The following is a 23,411-nucleotide window of genomic DNA, read 5'->3' as shown; positions in this document are numbered from 1 at the left end:
GGGTGTGCTGACCTCTCAAGTATGCGGATAGTGCTCAAGGATGGCTAGGAAGTCGTCCTCTGTGCCACCCCTTATCGTGTCTGCACCGTATTGCCATTGATCGCTTCGCTTTCGCCCGATGCGAACCCACCAGTTGATGTGAAATCCCTTTTCGGCGTTGTCGGGGTCGAAGTCGATGCGCCACCCTCGCGTGCCGTCAGGGCTCTGCATTCCAGTGACCCGGCCGGCGTGCGGTCCGATTTCTTGAACGAATGGCACCTGGTCATCTCCGAGTCCTGCCCGGTCCCTCGCATGCTGGCGCGCCTCGACGTAGGTATCAAAATACTCGTGTATCTCGCGAGACTTCTTGCCATCCGTTTTCTCGTCAGGGCACGGCCCCAGTCCGAGCGGGTCGCTCCACCTGTGCGGGTTGTGGACGTACGTCGCCGGGTTGTCCGCTGGGGCAAGCCCCAACGGGTCCTGGCTCAGGAACCGGGCCGATTCCGGGTCGTAGTAGCGGAAGTGGTTGTAGTGGAGGCCTGATTCCGGGTCGAAGTACTGGCCCGGGAAGCGGAGGGGGGTGTAGGCCGTGGCCGTTCGGTTCCAGGTTGTGGTGCCCCAGAGGGTGGTGCGGGTGTGCCAGGCCAATTCGCCGGATTCGGCGACGAGTTCCGTCGGCGTGCCTATCAGGTCCGTGACGATGGCGAAGAAGCGCTCGTCCGTCGAGTCCGTGCGGCGTTCCGTCTGGGCCAGGGGGCGGAGGCCCGCGTGGTCCCAGGTCAGAACGACGTTCGCCGTCGTCTGTTCGCAGAGGGTTGTGCCGTCCCACGTGAAGTGGGTTGTCTCCCCCGGGGATTGCTTCGATATTCGGCGGCCCAGGGGGTCGTACGCGTACCGCCAGAGCGTGCCGTCCGGGGTTGTCACCGACGTCAAACGGTCTTCCGCGTCCCACTCGTACCGCCAGGTGTCCGGCTTCCGGGAGAGGCGGGTCTTCTGGCGCATGACCGTGCGGCCCTGCGCGTCGTGTTCGTAGCGGACCGAGCCCGCGTGGGTGAGGCGGGTGCCCGTGTACGTGCGGCTGCCCGTCGAATCGTGGGACGGGTGGGTGGACGGCCAGGAGGCTTCCGTCTGGTTGCCGGCCTCGTCGTAGGCGTACCGCTCCGACCAGCCCTTCGCGTGCACCGCCGTCACGCGGCCGGCCGCGTCGACGTCGAAGCGGCGCGTGCCCGAGAGCGCGTCCGTGACAGCGACCAGGTTGCCGTCCGGGCGGTACGCGTACGACCGGTGCTGGAGGTCGAATTCCCGGGACCTCACGTCCTGCGTCGTCAGGCGTCCCATCTCGTCGAACGACGACGTCAGCGTGACGAAGTCCGCCACCGTGCGCGTCACTTCGCGGCCCGTCGCGTCCCGGTCGAACGTCAGCCATCTGCCTGAGGTCGTCAGCTCCGTCCTGTGGCCCGCCGCGTCGTACGACCACGTGCTCGTCGAGCCGCCCGGTGTCGTACGGCCCGTGCGCCGGCCCAGGGGGTCGTGCGTGAAGGAGAGGGTTCGGCCGTTCACCGTCTCGGAGACGAGGCGGCCGTACCTGTCCCTGAGGCGGGTCAGCGTCGCGTCGGGGCCCGTCGCCGTCGTCAGTTCGTCGAAGACGTCGTACTCGTATGTGGTGACCGCGCCCGCCGCATCCTTGCGGACGATCCGGCCGAGGTCGTCACGTTCGAACAGGATCGTCTCGTCGAGTCCGTTCGTGCGGGACGCCAGGCGGCCCGCCGTGTCGTACGTGTAGTTCAGCGTCCGGTTGTCGAAGTCGCTCTCCGCCACCGTCCGCCCCGCGCCGTCGTACGCGTACTCCCACGTCAGGCCCTGCGGGTTCGTCACCCGCGTCAGGCGCAGGTTCGTGTCGTGGGCGAACTCGTGGCGGACGCCGTCCGGCGTCGTGCGGGACGTCAGGAGGTCGAAGTCCGTGTACGAGAAGTGGGTTGTTCCACCCAGCGCGTCCGTGTGCGTCAGGCAGTTGCCCTCGCCGTCGTACGTCCACGACTCCACCGTGCCGTCGGGTGCCGTGCGGCGGGACACCCTGCCCTCGACCGTCCACTCCAGTCGCGTCTCCGCGCCGAGGGCGTCCGTGGTGCGGATCGTGCGGCCGAACGCGTCGTGCTCGTAGTGGGTCGTCGCCCCCAGCGGGTCCGTGATCTTGGTGGGCAGGCCGCGGGGGTCCAGGACCAGGTTTGTCGTGGCGCCGAGTGGGTCCGTCACGGCAGTGAGGCCGCCCCGCTCGTCGTACGCGAAGGAAGTCGTCGCGCCCGACGGGTCCGTCATCGATGTGCGGTTGCCGCGTTCGTCGAAGGTCTGGCGGGTGACGTTTCCGTCGGTGCCGACGATGCGGGTCGGGAGGCCGAGGGCGTTGTAGTCGGCTCGCGCCTGCCGGCCGTCCGGGCGCTCCAGGACCGTCACGCGGCCCTGTTCGTCGTAGGTGGAGCGGGTGACGTTGCCCAGGGGGTCCGTGTGGGACAGGAGGTTGTTGCGGTGGTCGTACGCGTAGCGGGTGATCGCGCCCAGCGCGTCGATCTCGGCGACGCGCTGCGCGCGGTCGTCGATCAGATGGCGCTGGGTGTGTCCCTCGCCGTCGGTGAGGGTCGTCAGGCGGAGACCGGTCGCCGGGTCGATGTCGTCCCAGGTGAAGGTGGTTTCGAGGTGGCCGTTGGTGCCCGACTGGTAGGTGCAGCGGTCCTGGTCGTCGTAGACGTACTCGAAGCGGCTCCCGTTGGTGTCCGTCCACGAGGTGATGCGGCCGTGTTCGTCGCAGCCGAAGCGCAGGGGGCGGCCCGAGGAGTTCACGACCTCGGTCAGGTGGCCGTCGGTGTAGCCGTAGCGCAGGATCTCCTGGTCGGATCCGTCCGCCGCCGCTCCCGCCAGGTGCAGGGCCGTTACGCGGCCTTCGCTCGTGGTGAGCTTCAGGTGGTAGCCGCCGTGGTGGACGATCGAGGTCGGGGCGCCCGTCTCGTCGTGTTCGAAGGTGATCCAGCGGCCGTTGCGGTCGTCGATCTGGGCCAGCAGCGCGAGTTCGTCGCTGTGGTCGGTGAAGTGCCGGACCTTGCCCGTGCCGGGATCGGTGATCGTGTAACCGTCCTCGACCCGGTCCAGCGGCCACTGCCGGCCGCGGGTGGGCAGGACCGGGACACCCGGGGCCGGGTGGGGGTAGGACAGCAGGCTGCCCTCGTCGCAGCTGAAGATCACGCCCTCGGAGTCGATCTCCAGGCGTTGATCCACCGTCGACGACCAGGTCGGGCCGAACCAGCGGCCCGAGCGGCGTGAGGAGTCGAAGGTGCGGCGGAAGAGAAGGGGGAGCGAGCCCGGCAGGGTGATGTCGGTCTGGGGCAGCAGCATGTGGCCCGACGCGATGTCGACCGGGTCCCTCTCGCAGTCCTTCTGGCCGGTCGTCTTGCAGCTGGTGGGCGGGTCCTTCTCCTGGTCCGCCCGGCTGGAGCCCGGCTTCTCGGGGGCTTCCGGCAGGTGCTTGGTGCCGTTCAGGCCGGCGCGGAGGCCGCCCTTGATGACCCCGCCGCCCTTGGTCCCGAGGATCTCGGGCAGCAGCCGGCCGAGGAACTCGCTCGGGTCGCCCTTCGCCGCGTCCCAGGCGTTCTTCAGCGCCCTGTCCGGGTTCGCCACCGTGGACACCAGGCCGGCGAGCGTCATGTTGACGCGCTTGTAGTACTCCGCCGGGTGGGTCAGGTTGTACGGGTCCGTCGGGTTCACCGACCGTACGAAGTTGACCAGCCCCGCCGTGCCCTTGACGACGCCGCCGCCGAAATGGGCCAGCTCGATGCCCTGGCCCAGGGCGTGGTCCATGAATTCGAGCTTGGCCTTCTCGACGCCCGTCGGCTCCTTCGGCGCATGCGCCAGTGCCGCGCGCACCGCCGTCTTCGCCGACTCACCCGCCTCGTTCCGCGCGGTCCGGGCGTCGTTCAGGATCTCCCGCGCCCGCTGCCGCTTGGCCTTGCCCGGGTCGGAGAACGTCCCCGGGTGGGGCAGCGGACTGTCCCCCGTGCGGGCGGCGTTGTAGGCGTCGACCTTCTTGTTGTACGTGCCGGCCGCCGTCTTGGAGTCGCCGTCGCCCTCCTTGTACAGCGCGATCGCCTCACGCGCCTTGCCCTGCGCGCTCACGATCGCCTTGGCGTACGTCTCCAGGGCCTTGGCCGCGTCCTCCATCGCGTCCGCCGCGTGCAGCCAGTCGGTGGGCAGGGTCTGGAACTTCTCCCGGAAGGCGTTGGCCGCCTCGCCCTTCCAATGGGCGGCGTCCAGCTTCTTCATCCCGCCCGCGACCAGGTCGAAGGCGCGCTTGAAGTCCCGCAGGTTCGTCACCGTCGCCGCGATCCGCTCGGGCTTGCCGTGGATCAGCTCGTCCGCTTCCTCGGACTGCCCGAGCTGCTGCTCCCCGACCTGCGCACCGAGCGACGACGCCGTCTCGTCGCCCCAGTCCTCGACCGCGTCCGCCCAGTCGTGAGCGCCGACCTTGTCCAGGCCGTCACCGATCTTGTCGGTCGCGTGGTCGACGCCCTTGCCGACGATTTCCTTGCCCTTGTCGATGCTCTTGTCGAGCCCGTCGACGAGGCCGTCGCCGATCGCCCGCCAGTCCACCATCAGCGGCTCTCCCCCCACCGAGGCTGCTCGGCCTGCTCGATGGTCGCCCGGTCGGGATCGAGGCTCTCCTTGAGCTCCTCGTCCATCGCCTCACGCAGCTGCGGGTCCACGACACCCGACCGCTCCATCGAGTCCAGCAACGAGTCCTCGACGTCGTACGCGGTGTTCTTCCAGGTCTGCTTCACCTCCTGGTGAGCCTCGGTGAACGATTCAGGGCTCCAGTCCGCGTTGTCCCAGGTGTGCTGGTCGCGGATGGTGTCCCAGCGCATCTGCTTGACCTCGTCCTCCGACAGATGCGGGTTCCCGTTGAGGGAGTTCACCGCGATCTTGAACGAGTCCTTGACGTACTGCTCCTGCTCCGCGAACGAGCCCGCCGAGAGACCGACCCCCTGCGCAAAACCGTTTCCCCGCAAGGTCAGCGCCCGGACGCCCCACTCCCACCGGTCGCAGAACGTCTCGAACTCCGCCGTCAGGCCCCCATGCCCCAGCTCAAGGCCCGACAGAGCCAGATCCGAGAAGCCACGGCCCGCCGACGCCTCGCCGATCATGCCGAGCTCCTTCAGCTCGGCATGCGCCAGGTTGATGCCCTTCGCGATGTCCGCCAGCGCCCCCGCCGGCGCCGCGAGCTCAGGCTCGTTCCCGCTCATCCTGCGTCCCCGTTCCCCCGAGATCCACCGCCACCTCGTCCGGGACGACCCCCGCCACCGGCGGAAACACCATCCCGTCCGCACTCCCCGCGTCCAGGGCCACCCCGCCCGGACCCGGCAGCATCGGCACCATCACATCCAACAGCCGCGCTCCGAGGATCGTCCGGTACGTCCACTCCCGCGCCGCCTCGCCCCGCGCGACCGCGAACCGGGCCAGCGCCTCCTCGTCCGAGAACGCGCAGATCCACCGCACCCCGTTGAAGTCCGCCGTCCACAGACTCCCGTGCTCGTCGAACGGCACCAGGACCGCCGTACGCCGGAATTCGCCGAGCAACCGCGCGAATTCGCGGCGCGCCGCCACCGACGTGGAATCGTCGACTTGTCCCCGTTCCGGACGGACTGGGCCCGGTGTATCCGACAATTCGTTCAGTCTCGACGCCCGTTGAGGCTTCGCTATGCCGTCCCCGTTGTCAGTCACCCACGCATGCTGCCACGTGATCATTTCCATGAGCAACGAGCAAAACGGCGAGGCCCGGAACCTGTCCGGTTCCGGGCCTCTACGTACTGCCGAAGGACGTCAGTCCTTCTTCGGGTCCTCCAGGCGCGGGAAGAGGATCGCGCCCTTCGTGACCGTCGTGCCTGCCGGGAGCTTGCCCCATTCGCCGGCCGACTGGACCGGCTGGGAGGGCAGGGTGCCCAGGGAGGCCTCGGCGCCGAGGGACTCCCAGAGCTTCTGGGAGGTCTCCGGCATGATCGCGTTCAGGAGGACCGCGACGCCGCGGAGGGACTCGGCCGCCGTGTAGAGGATCGTCGCCAGGCGGGCGCGGCCCGCCTCGGACTCGTCCTTGGCGACCTTCCACGGCTCCTGCTCCGTGATGTAGCCGTTGACCTGCTTCACGAAGTCGAAGATCGCCAGGATGCCGCCCTGGAAGTCCAGCTCCTCGCCGATCTTCTGGTCGGCCGTCGCGACGGCCTTCGCCAGGCCCTCGTGGATCGCCTTCTCCGCGTCACCGTCGGCCGTCGCGGCCGGCAGTGCGCCGTCGAAGTACTTGCCGACCATCGCCGCGACACGGGACGCGAGGTTGCCGTAGTCGTTCGCGAGCTCGCTCGTGTAGCGGGCGGTGAAGTCCTCCCACGAGAACGAGCCGTCGCTGCCGAAGGCGATCGCGCGCAGGAAGTACCAGCGGTACGCGTCCACGCCGAAGTGCGAGGTCAGGTCCTGCGGCTTGATGCCGGTCAGGTTCGACTTCGACATCTTCTCGCCGCCGACCATCAGCCAGCCGTTCGCGGCCACCTTGCCCGGCACCGGCAGGCCCTGCGCCATCAGCATCGCCGGCCAGATCACCGCGTGGAAGCGCAGGATGTCCTTGCCGACCAGGTGCACGTTGGCCGGGAAGGTGTCCGCGAACTTCTCCGGGTTCTCGTTGTAGCCGACCGCCGTCGCGTAGTTCAGGAGCGCGTCGATCCACACGTAGATCACGTGCTTCTCGTCCCACGGCACCGGGACGCCCCAGTCGAAGGTCGAGCGCGAGATCGACAGGTCCTGCAGGCCCTGCTTGACGAAGTTCACGACCTCGTTGCGCGCCGACTCGGGCTGGATGAAGTCAGGGTTCGACTCGTAGAACTCCAGCAGCTTCGGGCCGTACTCGCTCAGCTTGAAGAAGTAGTTCTCCTCCTTGAGGATCTCCACCGGCTTCTTGTGGATCGGGCACAGCTTCGTGCCGTCCTCGGCCTCGATGAGATCGCCCGGGAGCTTGTACTCCTCACAGCCCACGCAGTACGGGCCTTCGTACCCGCCCTTGTAGATCTCGTCCTTGTCGTACAGGTCCTGCACGAACTCCTGGACGCGATCCGTGTGCCGCTTCTCCGTCGTACGGATGAAGTCGTCGTTCGCGATGTTCAGGTGCTCCCAGAGGGGCTTCCAGGCCTCCTCGACGAGCTTGTCGCACCAGGCCTGGGGCGTGACGTTGTTCGCCTCGGCCGTGCGCATGATCTTCTGACCGTGCTCGTCCGTGCCGGTGAGGTACCACACCTTCTCGCCGCGCTGACGGTGCCAGCGCGTGAGCACGTCGCCTGCGACGGTCGTGTAGGCGTGGCCCAGGTGAGGAGCGTCGTTGACGTAGTAGATGGGGGTCGAGACGTAGAACGCCTTCGCCCCCTGCTTCTCGGATCCAGTGGCCGCCATGGTCGAAATCCTAACGGGCGGTTCAAGATCCACTCACATCGATAACGACCGGCAGGGGTGGTGGGAGCGCGGAGACGTTCGCGAAACGTTGGTCGGCGTAGAAAGAGCCGTGGCCGTCAGCAGCGAGGAAGAGATCATGCGCGTACTTGTCGCCGAGGACGAGGAGGTCCTCGCGGAGCTCCTCGCGACCGGTCTGCGACGGGCCGGCTTCGCCGTCGACACCGTCTACAGCGGCGACGCCGCCCTCGCCTACCTGGGCCTGCACGACTACGACGTCGTCGTCCTCGACCGCGACCTGCCCCGCGTCCACGGCGACGACGTCGCCCGCGCGCTCGTCGCCCGCTCCGCCCGGACCCGGATCCTGATGCTCACCGCTTCCGCTTCCACCGAGGACCGGGTCGAAGGGCTCGATCTCGGCGCCGACGACTACCTCGGAAAGCCCTTCGAGTTCCCCGAGCTCGTGTCCCGGGTGCGCGCCCTGCGGCGGCGCAGCGCCCGGCCCGTACCGCCGCGGCTCGAACGGGCGGGCGTGGAGATGGACACCGTACGGCGTGACGTGACCCGGGAGGGGCGCGTCCTTGATCTGTCCCCGAAGGAGTTCTCCGTACTCCAGATCCTGCTGGAGGCGGACGGGGCGACCGTCTCCGCCGAGGAGCTCCTGGAGCGGGCATGGGACGCCCACACCGACCCGTTCACGGGCGCGGTACGGGTCTGCATGAGCAAGCTGCGGTCGAAGCTCGGTGAGCCGGCGCTGATCCGGACGGTGCAGGGAGTGGGGTACGCGCTGTGACGGGTGTCCTGGAAGCCGGGTCCACCATCCGGACGCGGATCGCGCTCGTGTACGGCGCTGTCTTCGTCGTGCTGGGAGGGTGCCTGCTCACCGTCGTGAACCTGCTCTCCCGCGCCGGTACGGAGGGTGAGGCGGACGCGATCGCGGCGCGGGTACGGGTGGTGGCGCCGTTCGAGACCGTCACCGCGTACCGGCTGAGCGACGACGTCAGCCGGGCCGCCGGCGAGCAGATGCTCATGTGGTCCTGCCTGGCCCTCGTCGTCATGGCGTTCTGCGCCGTCGCGGTCGGGTGGTGGACGGCGGGGCGCGTGCTGCGGCCCGTCCACGAGATGACCGCGCGTGCGCGGCGGCTCTCGGAGCGGAACCTGCACGAGCGGATCGCCGCGAGCGGGCCCGACGACGAGCTGAAGGAGCTCGGCGACACGATCGACGCGCTGCTCGGCCGCCTCGAGGCGGCCTTCGACAGCCAGCGGCGGTTCATCGCGAACGCCTCGCACGAGCTGCGGACCCCGCTCGCCACGCAGCGCGCCGCGATCCAGATCGGCCTGGACGACGCGAACGACGTCAAGCAGGTGCTCCTCGACAGCAACCGGCGCAGCGAGCGCCTCATCGAGGGCTTGCTGGTCCTCGCGAGGAGCGAGCGGGGGCTCGAGGGGCGGGAGCGCGTCGAGCTGGGGGGTGTGGTCGCGGAGGAGTGCGAGACGTACGGGGTGGAGTACGGCGGCGACCTTGGTGGCGGGGGCGGGGGTGATGGCGAGGGCGGGGGTGTCGTGCTCGGGAGCCGCGTGCTGCTCGGGCAGCTCGTACGGAACCTCGTCGCGAACGCCGTCGCCTACAACGTCCCGGGCGGGTCGGTGGACGTGCGTGTGGACGGTGGCGTGCTGACCGTCGCCAATACGGGGCCGGTGGTCGCGGCGGGCGATGTGCCCGGGCTCTTCGAGCCGTTCCGGCGGGGCGAGGGGCGCGACCGGATGGGGCCGGGCGCGGGGCTCGGCCTGTCGATCGTCCGCTCCATCGCGGTGGCGCACGGGGGGACCGTGGACGCGGTCGCGCGGGGGGCGGGGGAGGGCGGGGGCCTGGTGGTGACGGTGACGTTGCCCGTCTGCGTCACCACCAGGCCCGCCGTCGGCTTGGGTCAGGCCTCCCAGGTGGAGAGCAGCCCGCGGTAGAAGTCGGCGTGGGCGGTCTCGGAGGGGGTCGTGCCGGCGAGGAAGTGGCCGGTACGGGGGGCGGTGAGCTTACGGAGGTAGTCGAACGCCTTGTTGTCCTCCTCGCCCCACGCGACGAACTGCCAGTGGATCGGGCGCTCGGCGGCCTCGGCGAGCGCCTGGGTGGCGGCCGTCTTGGACTCCGGGGCGCCGTCCGTCTGGAAGACGACGAGGGCGGGGCGGGTGGGGTCGACCTTCTCGTGGTGGGCGAGGACCTCTTCGACGGCGCGGTGGTAGTTCGTACGGCCGAGGCGGCCGAGGCCCGCGTTGATCTCGTCGATGCGGCCCTCGATGCCGGCCGGGCGGAGTTCGGCGGTGCCGTCGATGTCGGTCGAGAAGAAGACGGCGGTCACGGTCGCGTCCTCGGTGAGGTGCGCGGCGAGCGCCACGGTCTGCTCCGCGAGCCGCTGCACGGACCCGTCCTTGAAGTACCCCCGCATCGACCCGGACCGGTCGACCACGAGATACACGGCCGCCTTGGCCTTGACCAGCCCACGCTCCTGAAGCGCCACCTCGGCAGCGGCGTACGCGTCGACCAGCTGGGGCGCGTCGGCTGCGAGGGGGGAGGCGGGGGTGGAGGTGGTGGTGGCGGGGGCCGGGGTGGGCTCGGGCTCGGCGGGCTCCGCGTCCGTGACGGCCGCCTCCGGCTGCGCCGGGGCGGGCTCGGGCTGCTCGGCGACGACCGCTTCCGGCTGCGCCGCGACTGCCTCGGGCTCCGCAGGGGCGGTGGCTTCCGGCTCCACCGCGACAGGCGCGGGCTCCGTCGATGAGGCCTTGGGCTTCCTGGTGGCCTTCGGCTTCGCCGTGGCCGCCTCGGGCTGCTCGGTGGCGGCGGCCGTGGGCTCGTCGGCGACGACCGCCTTCGGCTCCGCCGCAGCTGCCTTGGGCTTCTTGGCGGCGGCCGTCTTCGGCTTCGCCTGGACTGCCTTGGGCTCTTCGGCGGTGGCGGTTTCCGGCTTGGCGTCGGCGGCCTTGGGCTCGTCGGCGGCGGCCGTCTTCGGCTCCGCCTCGGCGGCCGGGGGCTCCTCGGCGACGATCGCCTTCGGCTCTGCCTCGGCTGCCTTGTGCTCCTCCGCCACGTCGGTGGCGGGCTCATCGTTCTGCGGCTCCGCCGGGGCGGCGGCTTCCGGGGTTGCCTCGGTCTCGGGCTCGCCCGCCTTGGCGTCAGCCTCGGTGGCCGCAGCCTGCTCTTCCGCAGCGGCCTGCGCCGCCGCGTCGACCGGCTCAGCCGCCGCCGGGGCGACGGCCGCCTCGGTCTCCGGCTCTGCCGAGACCGTCTCGGCCGACGGGGTTGCCTCCGCCTGGGCGGCGGTCTCCTCGGCCTCGGCCTTGGCCTCAGCCTCCGGCTCCGGCTCGGTCTCCGGCTTCGCCGAGACCGGCTCGGCTGACGGGGCTTCCTCTGCCTTGGCCTCGGCTTCGGCTTCGGGCTTGTCCGTCGTCTTGGTCTCCGGCTCCGCCGCGACCCGCTCGGCCGACGGGGTCTCCTCCGCCTGGGCGGTGGCTTCCTCGACCTCGGCCGGAGCCTCCGGCTCCGCCTTGGCCTTGGCCTTCGCCTCGGCGGCGGGCGTCTCCGTCTCCACCGCGGCCGTCTCCGACGGCGCGGTGACGGCCTCGGTCACCTCAGCCGCCTCGGCCTGCTCCGCAACGGCCTCGTCCGCGGCCGGCTCCGCCGCCACCGCGGTCTCCGCCTCCGCAACCGCAGCCGGCTCCTCCGCCGCGGCCTCCGTCACCGACCCCGTCGCCCCCCGCGACGACGAGCTCGCCGTCCGCGCCGCCGGGACCTTCGGGTTGTCGAAGGCGGCTGCCACCAGGTCGTCCGCCGCGCGCTGGGCCGCGTCCTTCTTCGGAGCCGTCGCCGAACCGGTCGTCGCCGAACCGGCCGCCGGAGCCGCCGCCGAACCGGCCGTCGCCGACGGAGCCGCTTCCGAAGCGACCGTCGCCCCCGCTGCTCCTGCCGACTCCGCCGTCCCCGCAGACCCCGCCGTCACCGGCTCCGGTGCCGGACGGGACTGGTCCGCGCCGGCCTGGGGCGGGACGGAGGTTGCCGGGGAATCAGCGTGCTGTTCCGCACGATCGCGTCCGAACACCTTGCGCAGCAAGCTCCGAATGCCCATGGGCGAGGCCTTTCGCATGAGTTGAGTGCGGTGAATGTCCGTACTGGGAGGAATCATCCCTGGCCAGGGCGGACACGTAAGGTTAGCGGCCCCGGGTGTCGCGCCTTCGGTGGCCCATAATCGACCCTCCCCGGCCCCCGCGCGGCCCGCGCCACGCCCGCGAACGGCCCCCGAACGGGCCTCCGTTCCTGCCCATTCATGCACCGTTCACTTCCGCGCCGCCCCCGTGCAGATGTGTGCACATAACGTCACCGCCGGACCAATTCCCGACACCATGTCGGGACCAAGGGGCGGCGCAGTGTGCGCCGGAGGAGGACCAAGTGCGCAAACTGCTGCCGCTGCTGAGCACCAACCCGCACGGAGGCGGCCGTTCCGCCCTCACCTGCCGGTTCCGCTGTGGTGACGCCTGCTTCCACGAGGTGCCGAACACCAGCGGCAACGAGTACGTCGGCGACGTCATAGCCGGCGTCTACTCCCGCCGTTCCATGATGCGCGCCGCCGCCGTCGTGACCGTCGCCACCGCCGCCGGCAGCGCCGTCGTCGGCTCGGGCGGCTCGCCCGCCGTCGCCGCCGCCCCCGGCGCCGGCACCGACGCCGCCTCCGCCGTCGCCAAGGGCGTCCACCGCCCCGACGGCGCCCGCGGTCTGCGCTTCACGCCCGTCGCGCCCAACACCGCCGACAAGGTGACCGTCCCCAACGGCTACGAGCAGAACATCGTCATCCGCTGGGGCGAGCCCATCCTCCGCGGCGCCCCGGCCTTCGACGCCGAGAAGCAGACCGCCGCCGCCCAGGCCGGTCAGTTCGGCTACAACAACGACTTCCTGAGCCTCCTGCCCCTCCACGGGGAGCGGGACCGCCAGGTCCTCGTCGCGAACCACGAGTACACCGACGAGATCCTGATGTTCCGCGGCTACGACGCCGCCAACCCGACCCGCGAGCAGGTCGAGATCGCCTGGGCCGCCCACGGTCTCTCCGTCGTCGTGGTCCAGGAGGAGCGCCGCTCGGGCAAGCTCACGCCCGTCACCCGGCACTCGCTCAACCGCCGCCTCCACACCACCAGCGAGTTCGAGCTGACCGGCCCCGCCGCCGGCTCGGCGCTCCTCAAGACCTCCGCCGACCCGACCGGCCGCAAGGTCCTCGGCACGCTCAACAACTGCGCCGGCGGCACCACCCCGTGGGGCACCACGCTGCACGGCGAGGAGAACTTCAACCAGTACTTCGCCAACGGTTCCAGCGCCACCGACAAGCGCTACGGCGTCGGCACCGGTGCCTCCGAGCGCAAGTGGGAGCGGTTCGACAAGCGCTTCGACCTCAAGCAGGAGCCCAACGAGGTCCACCGCCAGGGCTGGGTCGTCGAGCTCGACCCGTACGACCCCCAGTCGACCCCGCGCAAGCGCACCGCGCTCGGCCGCTTCAAGCACGAGGCCGCGCAGCCCCGCCTCACCGCCGACGGCCGCCCGGTCGTCTACATGGGCGACGACGAGCGCTTCGACTACTTCTACAAGTTCGTCTCCTCGAAGCGGATGATGAAGGGCAACTCGCGGGCCGCCCGCGCGCACAACCTCACCCTTCTCGACGAGGGCACCCTCTACGTCGCCAAGCTGACCGGCGACAGCCCGGCCGCCCAGATCGACGGCACCGGCAAGCACCCGTCCGACGGCGAGTTCGACGGTTCCGGCGTCTGGATCCCGCTGGCCACCGGCAACGTCTCGCACGTCGAGGGCATGACCGCCGAAGAGGTGTACGTCTTCACCCGCCTCGCCGGTGACAAGGTCGGCGCCACCAAGATGGACCGCCCCGAGGACGTCGAGCCGTCGCCCCGCACCGGCCGCGTCTACGTCGCGCTCACCAACAACACCGACCGCGGCAAGGCCGGCAAGGCGCCCGCCGACGAGGCCAACCCGCGCAACCTGAACAAGCACGGCCAGATCCTCGAGCTCGCCGAGAACTGGGACGACCCGACCTCCGACGGCTTCGCCTGGCGCCTTTTCCTCGTCGCCGGCGACCCGAACGACCCGGCCACGTACTTCGCGGGCTACCCGAAGGAGAAGGTCTCCCAGATCTCCTGCCCGGACAACGTCGCCTTCGACCCGCACGGCAACCTGTGGATCTCCACCGACGGTGCCCAGCTCGGCTCGCACGACGGCCTGTTCGGTGTCGCCACGCAGGGCGAGCGGCGCGGTGAGCTCAAGCAGTTCCTGACCGTCCCCAAGGGCGCCGAGACCTGCGGTCCGATCATCCAGGACCGCCGCGTCATCGTCGCCGTCCAGCACCCGGGCGAGCTCGACGGCGCGTCCGTCGAGAACCCGAAGTCGGAGTGGCCCGACGGACCCGGCAAGATCGTCCGCCCGGCCGTCGTCTCCGTCTGGCGCAAGGACGGCCGCGACATCGGCGTCTGAGTCGAGTACGGACGTCAGTGAGTCAGTGAGTCAGTGAGTCGGTGGTGTGAGGGGTGGGGTACGTTCCCGCCCCTCGCACCGCCCCTCACACCGGGCCCAGGCCCAAGCCCTCCCTGAACCGCGTGAACTGCTCCTCCGGCTCCCCCGTGTACGCCCACGGCACCCACGCCGCCCGCGTCCCGAGCATCCCGAGGACCTCCCGCGCGACCTCCACCTGGCCGGCATAACAGGCCGCATGGGCCAGGTAGTTGAGGTCCGGCACCTCCTCCGGTGCCACCTCCGTGCCCTGCTCCCGGCCGCCGATCCAGCGCTGGTGCGTGCGGCGCAGCTCGTCCACCGCCAGCTCGTGCTTCCAGTGCTGGTCGAACCCGCGCACCGGGCCCCGCCCCAGCGCCCCGTCCGCGATGTAGCGGTACTCCTCCACCCGCGCCACCTGCACCAGGACCGGCAGCGGCGAACCGGGCGGCGCCACGCCCGCCGCGTCCCGCGCGAAGTCGTACATCGCCCCGTGCGTGCCGTGCCAGCGCGCCGACAGGTACCGCATCACCTGCGCGTGACCCTCGGTGTTGTACGGGTCCCGGTGCCGCAACTCGTCGAACCACTGCCGCAGTTGCCGCCGCGTCACCCCGCCCTCGTACAGCCGCGCCACTGAGAGCAGCGAGACCCACGGCATCGGGTCGGCCGGCGCCGCCTCCGCCGCCCGCAGGCACGCGTCGACCGTCGCGTCGACCCGGCCTCGGTCCACGACCGTGCCCCGACCGGCCGCGATCGCCGTGTCGAAGATCCGTACCACCTCGGTCGCCGCCCGCAGCACCGCCGCGTCCGGGCTGTCCGGCTCGGCCGCCCGCCACGACTCGACCGCCGAACTGCCCGCCGCCGCGTGCGCGAGAAGCCGTACCCGGTGCGTCCGGCGCGCCCAGTCCTCGCCCGTCTCCCGCAGCAGGTCCCGTACGCCTTGCCAGCGGCCGATGACGATGTCGTGCCGCGCCACGGTCAGCGCCCGGTCGCCGAAGTCGGGGTCGAAGACGGGCGTGAAGCGTGCCGAGCGTGCCGAGCGCGCCGATCGGCGGAGTGCGGCCATCCAGGTCCTCCCTCGGAAGTCGGAAGAAGTCAGAAGCCAGGAATCGGGGGACGGGAGTCAGGTGCCAGTCGTCAGTAGGCAGGAGGCGGAAGTCGGGGCTGGCGTTGCTTCGCCCCCGGAACTCCGTCGTGTCAGAAGTCCGTCGACAGCGATTCGTCCGCCCTGCGCGCCCTCGGTGTGCTCGGCGCGAAGGGTTCCGCCGCCGCCAGGGCCCGTGCCGCGTCGAGTCGGGCCGGGCGGTAGTACGCGCTGCCCCGGCGCCAGTACACGAGCATCGGCACCAGGCCCACGAGCAGGCCGCCGAGGCCCACCACCCGGGCCGTCGTGGACAGTTCGCCGAGGGACTCGACGAAGGCCCACAGCATGAACGCCGAGCCGAGCATCGGCCAGACGCCGCCGATCACGAAGTTCCGTACGGACGTCAGGAGCATCTTCCGGTACGCGACGACCGCCGCGAGGCCCGCGAGCGCGTAGTAGAACGCGATGAGGAGGCCGATCGCGGAGACCGCGTCGCGCAGGATCCGGCTCATCGAACCGGCGGCCGCCGCCGCGCAGAACATCAGCAGCGCGGCGCCGCCGACGGCGGCGATCGCGACCCACGGGGTGTTCCAGCGGGGGTGCACGGTGCCGAGCGCGGTCGGCATCGTGCGGTCGCGGCCCATCGCGAAGAGCGAGCGGGTCACCTGGATGAGAGTGGTCTCGAGGGTGGCGACCGTCGACAACAGCACCGCCACCACCAGCAGCTTTCCGCCGACGCCCGGCCAGATCTCCTGGCCCAGGACGGCGAGCACGTTCGCGCCGCCCTGCTGGATCTGGTCGGAGGTCAGGAGCACGTTGACCGCGATCGTGAACGCCTCGAAGAGCAGGAAGACGACGCCGACGCCGACGAGCGCCGCGAGCCCGGCCGTACGGCGGCTGTCGCGGGTCTCCTCGCTGAGGTTGCTGGTGACGTCCCAGCCCCAGTAGTAGAAGGCGGCGATCAGCGCGCCCGAGGCGAAACCCGCCGGGCCGTCGAAGTGGCCGAAGCCGAGCCAGGACCAGTCGAACGCGGTCGCGTGCCCCCGGTGCACCAGGGCGGCCAGGATGAACGCGACGAGGATCAGCAGCTCGACGCCCGACATGAGCAGTTGGGCCCGTACGGTGAGCCGGGCCCCGCCCAGGACGACGAGCAGCATCATCACGAACCAGCCCGCGCCGACGGCGGCGGCGAGCGGGGTGTTGTCGGCGAGCGCGGGGTCGATCAGGGAGAGCGTCAGGGCCCCGGCGGGCAGCGAACCGGCGACCATGAACACGGTCGCGGAGACGACGAGGGCCCAGCCGGAGAGGAAGCCGAGGAAGGGGTGGAGCGTACGGCCCACCCAGGAGTATCCGGCGCCCGCGTTGACGTCGATCCGGCCCAGGCGCGCGTAGGCGAGGACGATGCCGAGCATCGGGATCGCGCAGTACAGCAGCGCCGCGGGGCCCGCCAGGCCGACCGCGCCGAAGAGCACGGCCGTGGTGGCGGCCAGGGAGTAGGCGGGCGCACTGCCGGCGACGGCCATGACGATGGTGTCGAAGGTCCCGAGGACATTGGGCTGGAGCCCTCTGCCGGTGGTGGTGCGCATGGCGGATGTCCTTGGGGGGCACGGGAGCGGTGCAGGACGAAGTGACCGTGCTCGTCGCGTGAGTTGTTCGCCGGTTCGGGCACGGATCAAGGTGAATCGAGCGCATCGTAGTCGCCCCGAGGGATTCCGGTAACGGCGGCATGGAGGGTTCCGTTCAGTGACCGCCGGTAAGGGCATCCGTGCGCCCCCGCAGGGGCGTTTGGGCCGATCTTGGAAGGGGAGGAGCGGCCGATCCCCTCCGGCTCACTGGGCCGCCGCGCGGGGCGTGGCAATGGCTCGCGCCGCGCTCACCTCCTGGCGCAGGGGCGCCAGCGCCCCCTCCTCGTCGCCGGTGAGTTCGGCCCGTACCTCCACCAGCACGTCCGTGCCGCGCAGTCCGTCCGCGAGCTCCCGCAACTGCTGCTCCACGGCTTCCACTTCCGCCGGGTCGGGCGGCGGCGCGCCGTGGTTCACGCGGACCCGGGCGGCGGTCGTCGCGTCGACAATCCGTTCCACGGCGACGACCAGCGGCCACCAGGCGGAGGCGACCGTGCCGGTCGGCGGCGGTTCGGTGAGGGCGCGCTGGAACTCGGAGCGTACGGCCGACAGATCGCGGTAGAGCTTGCGCCGGGCCCGCACCCGGGCGCCCGGGTCCTCCTCCTCGGGCGCGCAGAACGCCTGGGCCACGTACGCGGCGGTGTCGGCGACCGAGTCGGCGAGGCGGTCGCCGATGCGGCTGTGCCAGGACTCGGGCCAGAGGAGGTAGCCGGCGATCAGCGCGATCCCGCAGCCGATGAGGGAGTCGTAGAGCCGGGGCAGGACCAGGTCGAAGCCCTGTTGGTTGAGGAGGTCGGAGAGCAGCAGGATGACGGGGGTGATCGCCGCGGTCTGGAAGGCGTACCCCTTCGCGGAGAAGGCGGGGATCAGCCCGGCGAGCACGAACATCACCGGCACGTCCCACCAGCCGCGCGGCACCTCGGCGAGGACGAGCGCGGCGGTGACGAGGCCGATGGCCGTACCGAACGCGCGCAGCACGGCCCGGGAGAAGACGGAGCCGAAGTCGGGCTTCATGACGAAGGTGACGGTGAGCGCGACCCAGTACGAGCGGGGCACGTCGATCAGCGAGACCAGCGCCTGGGCGAGGCCGATGCAGAGCGCGAGCCGCAGCCCGTACCGCCAGGAGGCCTCGGAGAACAGCACGCCCCGGGCGACCCGGCGGACCCGCACCCGCAGGGCGGCGGGCCGGCCGAGCCGGTCGTCCACGTTGTACGGGTTCGGCTCCGCGCTGTGGACGACGGTCGCCGCGTGGCGCAGGGCGTGGTCGACGGCCTTCTCGGCGGGCCGGCTCGCCTGGGGGAGGTCCAGGACGGGGGTGCCGGTGCGGCCCTCCTCGACGGCGTCGGCGAGGTCGCGCACGGCGGCCGGGATCGCGGGCGGCAGGGGGCGGTGGAAGCGGACGGCGGCGATGTGCGCGGCCGGGGCGGCCTCCACGAGCGGGATGACGGCGTTGAGCTGGGCGAGCAGCCGGACGAGAATCGGCGCGCGGCCGTGCTCGCGGGCGCGGCGGGCGAGGACGAGGTCGTACGCCTGGTTGAGCGAGGTGGTGACGGCCTGGCGCCGCTCCTCGTACGCGGATGTCGTCCCGGTGGCTTCGAGGACGTCGGCCACGGCCCGGTAGGTGCCCGCGACGGCGGTCCGCTCGGGGGCGAGGCCGCGCAGCGGCCAGCCGAGCAGGGTCAGGACGAGGACGACGCACCCGCCGAGGGCCAGCAGGAGCGGCGGCTTCCACCAGGGCTCGGGCATCGGGAGCCCGGCGCCGACGACCGCGTTGAGGAGCAGGAGAAGGCCGGACACGGAGGCGACCGCGCCGATCGAGGAGATCATTCCGGAGACGAGCGCGATGAGCGTGAGCACGACGACGGCCGGCCAGCCGTAGCCGTAGACGAGGCTGCCGAGGGTGACGCCGAGGGCGCCGAAGAGCTGGGGGACGGCGATGTTGTAGAACCGCATCCGGTACGCGTCGGCGGTGTCCCCGATGACCCCGGAGAGGGCGCCCATGGAGACCAGGGCCCCGTAGACGGGCTCGTCGACGGCGAGGCCCACGGCGAGCGGCGCGGACAGGGCGACGGAGGCACGGGCGACGGCGGCCCACGGAATCGGCGCGGGCGCGGGCCGCAGCCCTGCGGTGAGCCAGGTGGGCGGGGTGAGGCGTCCGGGGCGTGCCATGGGGTCACGGTACGCGGGCGGTGCGCGGGTTAGGGGGGTTCGCCCCGAGTTGGGCCGTCAGTTGCGGTACCCCTCCACCTCCGCCGCCGGGCGTACGGCGGCCGTGTCCGGGTCCTCGCCGAACTCCGCCTTCGCGCGGCGCTGGCGCAACAGGTCCCACGCCTGGTCCAGTTGCACCTCCAGCTCGGCGAGGCGGGTCAGCTCCTCCGGGAGGAGGCCGCCCATCCGCTGCCGCAGCGCCCGCTCCTCCTCGACGAGGCTGCCGATGTTCGCCAGGATCTGCTGGTCGTCGTGCATGTGGTCCATACAGTCCAGCGTGGCCGATCAGCGGCCCGCATGCAGGTCGAGATCGGTCAGGACGGCCCGGTGGTCCGAGCCCCGCAGGTCCAGGAAGCGGGCGCCGCGCACCCGGAAGTCGCCGCTGACCAGCACATGGTCGATCTGGACGTACGGCGGCAGGGCCAGCTCGCGCGGCCAGGTCGGGGTCCGGGCGGCGCCCGCGAGCCGGGCCGCGTCGTGGAGCCGGCCCGTGTCGAGGACGGCGCGGAAGGCGGCGTGGTCCTGGGAGGCGTTGAAGTCGCCGGCGAGGAGCACCGGGCCGCCCGCGCGGTGCGCGGCGCCCGCGAAGTCCGCCACCCGCCCGAGCTCGCGCTGCCACGCCTCGACCTGCCGGGGGATCGGCGGCAGCGGGTGCGCGAGGCGCAGTTCGACGCTCCGGCCGCCGATCGTGGCGGTGGCGCCCGGCATGCCCATCGCGGCCGGGATCGGGGGCCGGGCGGTCAGCGGGTACGCGCTGAGGATCACCGAGCCCGTCGAGCCCGCGCCGTCCACGACGGCCCGGTGCGGGAGAGCCGTCGAGAGGCTGGAGGCGAGGGTGGCGACGCACGCGGGGTCGCACTCGGAGACGTAGACGACCTGGGGCCGCTCCCGCCGGGCCGCCTCGACGAGCGCGTCCGTCGCCTCGCCGAACTCGACGTTCGCCGCGAGCACCCGCAGCCGCTCGACGACCGGGCCGCGCGCGGTCGTGGTGGCCGGGCCGTACGGGAGCGTGAACCAGGCGGTCACCAGGAGGACGAGCACCGACCAGGCGGCCAGGAGGCGGCGCCGGGCCGCCAGGGCGAGCAGGGCCGCGAGGGCGGCCGGGACGGTGAGCCAGGGCAGGAACGACAGCGCCTGCGGTACGGGCGTCAGGGCGTCGGTGTCGAGGAGCCGGCAGCCGGTGACCACCGTCGGCACGGCCACCAGCAGACCGGCGGCCCAGGCGGCGATGCGGCGCCTGGGCCGGGGGGTCGTCGGGGCGGGTTCGGGCACGGAGGACGGGTGAGCTGCCAGGAGTTGCTCCACTCCGTCAGTGTCGCAGCGCCTGGGCCACCTCGGCCGTCGTCGTGCCCGACAGGGTGCGGTTGCTGCGCGCCGTACCGGTCTTGGACTTCCCCGGCTCGACCCCGTCGATGTTCAGGACGACGGCGTCGAGCAGATTCCCGCCGCCGTCACGGAAGTTGACCATGACGGTGTAGTCGGCGTTCTTGTCCTGCGGGTTGGTCGCGGTGATCTCGGCCGTGGTCCGGTCGCCGTCCGTCTTGGTGGGGCCCGCCTTCACCTCTTCGGTGGCGTTGACCCCGTCCTTGACCTCGTTCATCTTCTCCTCGGCGGCCGAGGCCACGGCCGCCGTCGCCGAGGAGACGATGTCGCCCGCCTTCTGCTTGTTCTCCTCGGTGCAGCCGGTGACGGCCAGGGCGAGGAGGGCGGCGGCGGTGGCGGCGATCGCCCGCGTACGGGTGGGGGTCGGGGTCACACCCGGTCCTTGCCGAAGGAGGTGTCGTCCGTGGCCAGGGCCCAGATCACGAAGATCGAGATGGCCATGGAGAACAGCGCCCACCACGGGTGGTACGGCAGGAACATGAACTGGGCGATGACGTTCAGGGAGACCAGCGTGATGCCGCCCACCCGCCCCCACTCGGAGCCCTTGAGGATTCCGGCGCCGGCGGCGGCGACAAGGATGCCGAGGATCAGATGGACCCAGCCCCAGCCGGTCAGGTCCCACTTGAAGACGTAGTCGCCGACGCGCTGGTAGACGTCGTCCTCGGCGATCGCGGCGATGCCCTGGAGGATGTCCAGGACACCGATGACCAGCATGAGGACACCGGCGAACATGGTGCCGCCGGATGCCCAGGCCGAGCTGGTACCGGTGTTCTGGCTGCGGGGAGGTGCGGTGTTCTGGCTCATGGGCTCATCGTCCGGGCGCCCTCCCGCGAGCGACCTGTTCAGTTGGGCCGAACGAGTGAAGCGAGGAAGGTCGCGAGCGCCGCGTCGAACTCCTCCGGCCGCTCCAGATTCGGCATGTGCGCCGCCCGCTCGACGACCACGAGCGTGGAGTGCGGCAGCGCGGCGTGCATCGCCTCCGCGTCCGCGACCGGCGTGAACGCGTCGTCCCGGCCGACCACGACCAGGGCCGGTACGGAGACGGTGGAGAGCAGCGCGCGGTAGTCGGGGCGCTCGGCGCGGCCGCGCAAGGCCGCCGCCGCGCCCTCCGGGTCGGTGGAGAGCATCATCCGGTGGACGGGGGGCGCGGCGTGCGTGTTGTACGGGGCGACCATCCGGTCCAGGACCTCGTCCGCGTACCCCCGCATGCCCTCCCGGACGAGCCGCTCGGCCATCGCGTACCGGCCGGCCCTGCCCTCCTCGGTCTCGGCGGCGGGGAAGGTGTCGGCGAGGACCAGGCCCCGGATCCGGCCGGGGAAGAGGCGGTAGCACTCCATGACGATCTGGCCGCCCATGGAGAGCCCGCCGAGGACGAACTCCTCGACGCCCAGGTGGTCCAGGAGCGCGGCGAGGTCACCGGCGAAGACGGAGAGCGGGGTGGTGCCGGGGACGACGGTGGTGGCGCCGTAGCCGCGCAGGTCGGGGGCGACGACCCGGTGGGTGGCCGAGAAGCGGTCGATCTGGTGCCGCCACATCGAGCGGTCGAAGGGATGGCCGTGGACCAGGACGAGCGCGGGGCCCGTGCCCCGGTCCTCGTAGCCGATCGTGAGTCCGTTGATCTCTGCGGAAGGCATGGTCAGAGGCTAGGCAGGGGCTCCTGCTCGGTGCAATGAGATCCTTTGCTCTCGGTGCAATGAGCCAACTGCGTGGGAGGCATACCGGTGGAGGAGTACCGGCGGATCGCCGATCTGTTCGCGCGGCGGATCGCGGACGGGCGGCTGCGCCCGGGCGACCGGCTGCCCCCGCAGCGCGTGCTCGCGCGCCGTCACCGGATCGCCAACTCCACGGCGATCCGGGTGTACGGAGAGCTCGCGCGGCGCGGTCTGGTCGTCGGCGAGGTGGGGCGCGGGACGTTCGTACGGGCGGCTCCGCCGCCGCCGGGCGCCGCCCTCGCGCTCGCCGAGGCGACCGGGGACGCGCCGGTCGACCTCCAGCTCAACTACCCGGTGGCGGAAGGCCAGTCGGAGCTGATGGCGCGGGCGCTCACCGCGCTCGCCCGCGCCGACGTCCTGGGCGAGCAGACCGGCCGTCCCGCGGCGGCCACCGGCACGCCGGAGGCGCGGGCCGCCGCCGCGCGGGTGCTCGCGCGGCCGGGCTGGGCGCCGGACCCCGACCGGGTGCTCTTCGCGGGCAACGGCCGCCAGGCCATCGCGGCGGCGCTCTCCGCCCTTGTGCCGCCGGGCGGCGCGCTGGGCATCGAGGCGTTGACGTATCCGCTGGTCAAGACGGTGGCGGAGCGGCTCGGGGTACGGCTCGTGCCGATCGGGCTCGACGGGGAGGGGATGCGCCCGGACGCCCTCGCGGCGGCCCACCGCGCGGGCCCGCTCTCCGCCGTGTACGTCCAGCCGACCCTGCACAACCCGCTCTCCCTGACGGCGAGTCCGGGGCGACGGGCCGAACTGGCGGACGTCCTGCGGGAGTCGGGGCTGACCGCGATCGAGGACACCACCTGGGCCTTCCTCGTCCCGGACGCCCCCGCGCCGCTCGCCGCGCACGCCCCGGAGCGGGTGGTGCTCGTTGACAGCCTCTCCAAGCGCCTCGCGCCCGGGCTCACCGTCGGCCACCTGGTCGCGCCGGAGGACCCGGGCTCCTCGGTATCAGTCGAGGACCTCGCGCGGGCACTGCGCTCGGGCGCGTGGACGGCGGGCGGGCTGGCGCTCGCGGCGGCGACCCGGTGGGCGGCGGACGGCACGGTCGACGCGCTCGTGGCGGCGAAGCGCGCGGACGCGGCGGCCCGGCACGCCCTGGTCCGGCGGCACTTGGGCGCGTACCGGATCCGTACCTCGCCGCACGCCTACTACTGCTGGTGGGAGCTGCCGCCGCCCTGGCGCGCGGAGACCTTCACTGCCGCGGCGGCGGAGCGGGGCATCGCCCTGACCCCGGGCCCGTCGTTCGCGGTCGACGGGCGCGGGGGCGGAGGGCCGACCTCGCGGCGCGGGCTCGCGCGGGGCGCGGCGGACGCGGTCCGCGTGGGCCTCGCGTCGCCGCCGCTCCCGGTCCTGGCGGGGGCGCTCGCGCGCCTCGCGGAGCTGGTGGAGCGGGGTCCGGACGGGAGCGGGCAGCGGCGGGAGTGAGCGGG

General features: G+C 71.9%; 17 protein-coding genes. 4 read left to right on the top strand and 13 right to left on the bottom strand.

All coding sequences use genetic code 11. The features are described 5' to 3' along the window. Nucleotides 1-15 precede the first annotated feature (15 nt). From ACWCO8_RS12065 to metG, 4 genes are all read right to left on the bottom strand, one after another. Nucleotides 16-4,617, bottom strand: coding sequence for a putative T7SS-secreted protein (locus ACWCO8_RS12065; RefSeq protein ID WP_451032154.1), 4,602 nt, complete (start codon nucleotides 4,615-4,617; stop codon nucleotides 16-18). Continuing rightward, nucleotides 4,617-5,264, bottom strand: a complete 648-nt coding sequence (locus ACWCO8_RS12060; protein WP_451032153.1) for a hypothetical protein — start codon at nucleotides 5,262-5,264, stop codon at nucleotides 4,617-4,619. The genes ACWCO8_RS12065 and ACWCO8_RS12060 overlap by 1 nt, the downstream gene beginning before the upstream one ends. Further along, entirely contained in the window at nucleotides 5,245-5,742 is a 498-nt protein-coding gene (locus tag ACWCO8_RS12055) for an SseB family protein (protein WP_451032396.1), read from the bottom strand. The genes ACWCO8_RS12060 and ACWCO8_RS12055 overlap by 20 nt, the downstream gene beginning before the upstream one ends. A 99-nt stretch (nucleotides 5,743-5,841) precedes the next feature. Continuing rightward, nucleotides 5,842-7,449 carry a methionine--tRNA ligase gene (metG, locus tag ACWCO8_RS12050; RefSeq protein WP_451032152.1) on the bottom strand — a complete coding sequence of 536 codons (1,608 nt, stop codon included), beginning with the start codon at nucleotides 7,447-7,449 and terminating at the stop codon, nucleotides 5,842-5,844. A gap of 136 nt (nucleotides 7,450-7,585) precedes the next feature. On the opposite strand from metG, the gene ACWCO8_RS12045 reads away from it, so the two are divergent. Both ACWCO8_RS12045 and ACWCO8_RS12040 read left to right on the top strand, forming a co-directional pair. Further along, complete coding sequence (locus tag ACWCO8_RS12045) at nucleotides 7,586-8,239, top strand: response regulator transcription factor (RefSeq protein ID WP_451032151.1); 654 nt, start codon at nucleotides 7,586-7,588, stop codon at nucleotides 8,237-8,239. Then, complete coding sequence (locus tag ACWCO8_RS12040) at nucleotides 8,236-9,408, top strand: sensor histidine kinase (protein ID WP_451032150.1); 1,173 nt, start codon at nucleotides 8,236-8,238, stop codon at nucleotides 9,406-9,408. The genes ACWCO8_RS12045 and ACWCO8_RS12040 overlap by 4 nt, the downstream gene beginning before the upstream one ends. On the opposite strand, the gene ACWCO8_RS12035 is transcribed toward ACWCO8_RS12040, so the two are convergent. Continuing rightward, nucleotides 9,375-11,435, bottom strand: coding sequence for a VWA domain-containing protein (locus tag ACWCO8_RS12035; RefSeq protein WP_451032149.1), 2,061 nt, complete (start codon nucleotides 11,433-11,435; stop codon nucleotides 9,375-9,377). The genes ACWCO8_RS12040 and ACWCO8_RS12035 overlap by 34 nt on opposite strands. Nucleotides 11,436-11,881: 446 nt before the next feature. Between ACWCO8_RS12035 and ACWCO8_RS12030 the strand changes: the two genes are divergently transcribed. Beyond that, nucleotides 11,882-13,960, top strand: coding sequence for a PhoX family protein (locus ACWCO8_RS12030; protein WP_451032148.1), 2,079 nt, complete (start codon nucleotides 11,882-11,884; stop codon nucleotides 13,958-13,960). An 85-nt stretch (nucleotides 13,961-14,045) separates the two neighbouring features. Here the strand turns inward: ACWCO8_RS12030 and ACWCO8_RS12025 are convergent, their stop codons facing one another. The 8 genes from ACWCO8_RS12025 to ACWCO8_RS11990 form a co-directional block, all read right to left on the bottom strand. After that, entirely contained in the window at nucleotides 14,046-15,041 is a 996-nt protein-coding gene (locus ACWCO8_RS12025) for a hypothetical protein (RefSeq protein ID WP_451032147.1), read from the bottom strand. Nucleotides 15,042-15,172: 131 nt separating this feature from the next. Further along, complete coding sequence (locus tag ACWCO8_RS12020; RefSeq protein WP_451032146.1) at nucleotides 15,173-16,645, bottom strand: APC family permease; 1,473 nt, start codon at nucleotides 16,643-16,645, stop codon at nucleotides 15,173-15,175. Between the two features lie 243 nt (nucleotides 16,646-16,888). Beyond that, nucleotides 16,889-18,850: an FUSC family protein gene (locus ACWCO8_RS12015; RefSeq protein ID WP_451032145.1), complete on the bottom strand. Its 1,962-nt coding sequence runs from the start codon at nucleotides 18,848-18,850 to the stop codon at nucleotides 16,889-16,891. A 57-nt stretch (nucleotides 18,851-18,907) separates the two neighbouring features. Continuing rightward, a complete protein-coding gene (locus ACWCO8_RS12010; RefSeq protein ID WP_362006148.1) occupies nucleotides 18,908-19,147 on the bottom strand; it encodes a DUF2630 family protein in 240 nt (79 codons plus the stop codon). A gap of 27 nt (nucleotides 19,148-19,174) precedes the next feature. Beyond that, complete coding sequence (locus ACWCO8_RS12005; protein ID WP_451032144.1) at nucleotides 19,175-20,194, bottom strand: endonuclease/exonuclease/phosphatase family protein; 1,020 nt, start codon at nucleotides 20,192-20,194, stop codon at nucleotides 19,175-19,177. A 4-nt stretch (nucleotides 20,195-20,198) separates the two neighbouring features. Beyond that, nucleotides 20,199-20,645 (bottom strand): hypothetical protein, encoded by a 447-nt coding sequence (locus ACWCO8_RS12000; RefSeq protein ID WP_451032143.1) that lies wholly within the window; start codon nucleotides 20,643-20,645, stop codon nucleotides 20,199-20,201. Further along, nucleotides 20,642-21,076: a DUF7144 family membrane protein gene (locus ACWCO8_RS11995; protein ID WP_451032142.1), complete on the bottom strand. Its 435-nt coding sequence runs from the start codon at nucleotides 21,074-21,076 to the stop codon at nucleotides 20,642-20,644. The genes ACWCO8_RS12000 and ACWCO8_RS11995 overlap by 4 nt, the downstream gene beginning before the upstream one ends. A gap of 38 nt (nucleotides 21,077-21,114) precedes the next feature. Further along, complete coding sequence (locus tag ACWCO8_RS11990) at nucleotides 21,115-21,906, bottom strand: alpha/beta fold hydrolase (RefSeq protein WP_451032141.1); 792 nt, start codon at nucleotides 21,904-21,906, stop codon at nucleotides 21,115-21,117. An 87-nt stretch (nucleotides 21,907-21,993) separates the two neighbouring features. On the opposite strand from ACWCO8_RS11990, the gene ACWCO8_RS11985 reads away from it, so the two are divergent. After that, complete coding sequence (locus ACWCO8_RS11985) at nucleotides 21,994-23,406, top strand: aminotransferase-like domain-containing protein (RefSeq protein WP_451032395.1); 1,413 nt, start codon at nucleotides 21,994-21,996, stop codon at nucleotides 23,404-23,406. Nucleotides 23,407-23,411 lie beyond the last annotated feature (5 nt).

The sequence above is a fragment of the Streptomyces sp. NPDC001927 genome (genome assembly GCF_053594455.1).
Note: the sequence above shows the minus strand (reverse complement) of the source record. Positions and strands in the feature narration are given on the sequence as shown.

Bases quoted from the DNA above. Each gene is read 5' to 3' on its own strand.
- ACWCO8_RS12065 (WP_451032154.1), bottom strand. From the start codon at position 4,617: ATGGTGGACTGGCGGGCGATCGGCGACGGCCTCGTCGACGGGCTCGAC.
- ACWCO8_RS12060 (WP_451032153.1), bottom strand. From the start codon at position 5,264: ATGAGCGGGAACGAGCCTGAGCTCGCGGCGCCGGCGGGGGCGCTGGCG.
- metG (WP_451032152.1), bottom strand. From the start codon at position 7,449: ATGGCGGCCACTGGATCCGAGAAGCAGGGGGCGAAGGCGTTCTACGTC.
- ACWCO8_RS12045 (WP_451032151.1), top strand. From the start codon at position 7,586: ATGCGCGTACTTGTCGCCGAGGACGAGGAGGTCCTCGCGGAGCTCCTC.
- ACWCO8_RS12025 (WP_451032147.1), bottom strand. From the start codon at position 15,041: ATGGCCGCACTCCGCCGATCGGCGCGCTCGGCACGCTCGGCACGCTTC.
- ACWCO8_RS12020 (WP_451032146.1), bottom strand. From the start codon at position 16,645: ATGCGCACCACCACCGGCAGAGGGCTCCAGCCCAATGTCCTCGGGACC.
- ACWCO8_RS12015 (WP_451032145.1), bottom strand. From the start codon at position 18,850: ATGGCACGCCCCGGACGCCTCACCCCGCCCACCTGGCTCACCGCAGGG.
- ACWCO8_RS12010 (WP_362006148.1), bottom strand. From the start codon at position 19,147: ATGCACGACGACCAGCAGATCCTGGCGAACATCGGCAGCCTCGTCGAG.
- ACWCO8_RS11995 (WP_451032142.1), bottom strand. From the start codon at position 21,076: ATGAGCCAGAACACCGCACCTCCCCGCAGCCAGAACACCGGTACCAGC.
- ACWCO8_RS11990 (WP_451032141.1), bottom strand. From the start codon at position 21,906: ATGCCTTCCGCAGAGATCAACGGACTCACGATCGGCTACGAGGACCGG.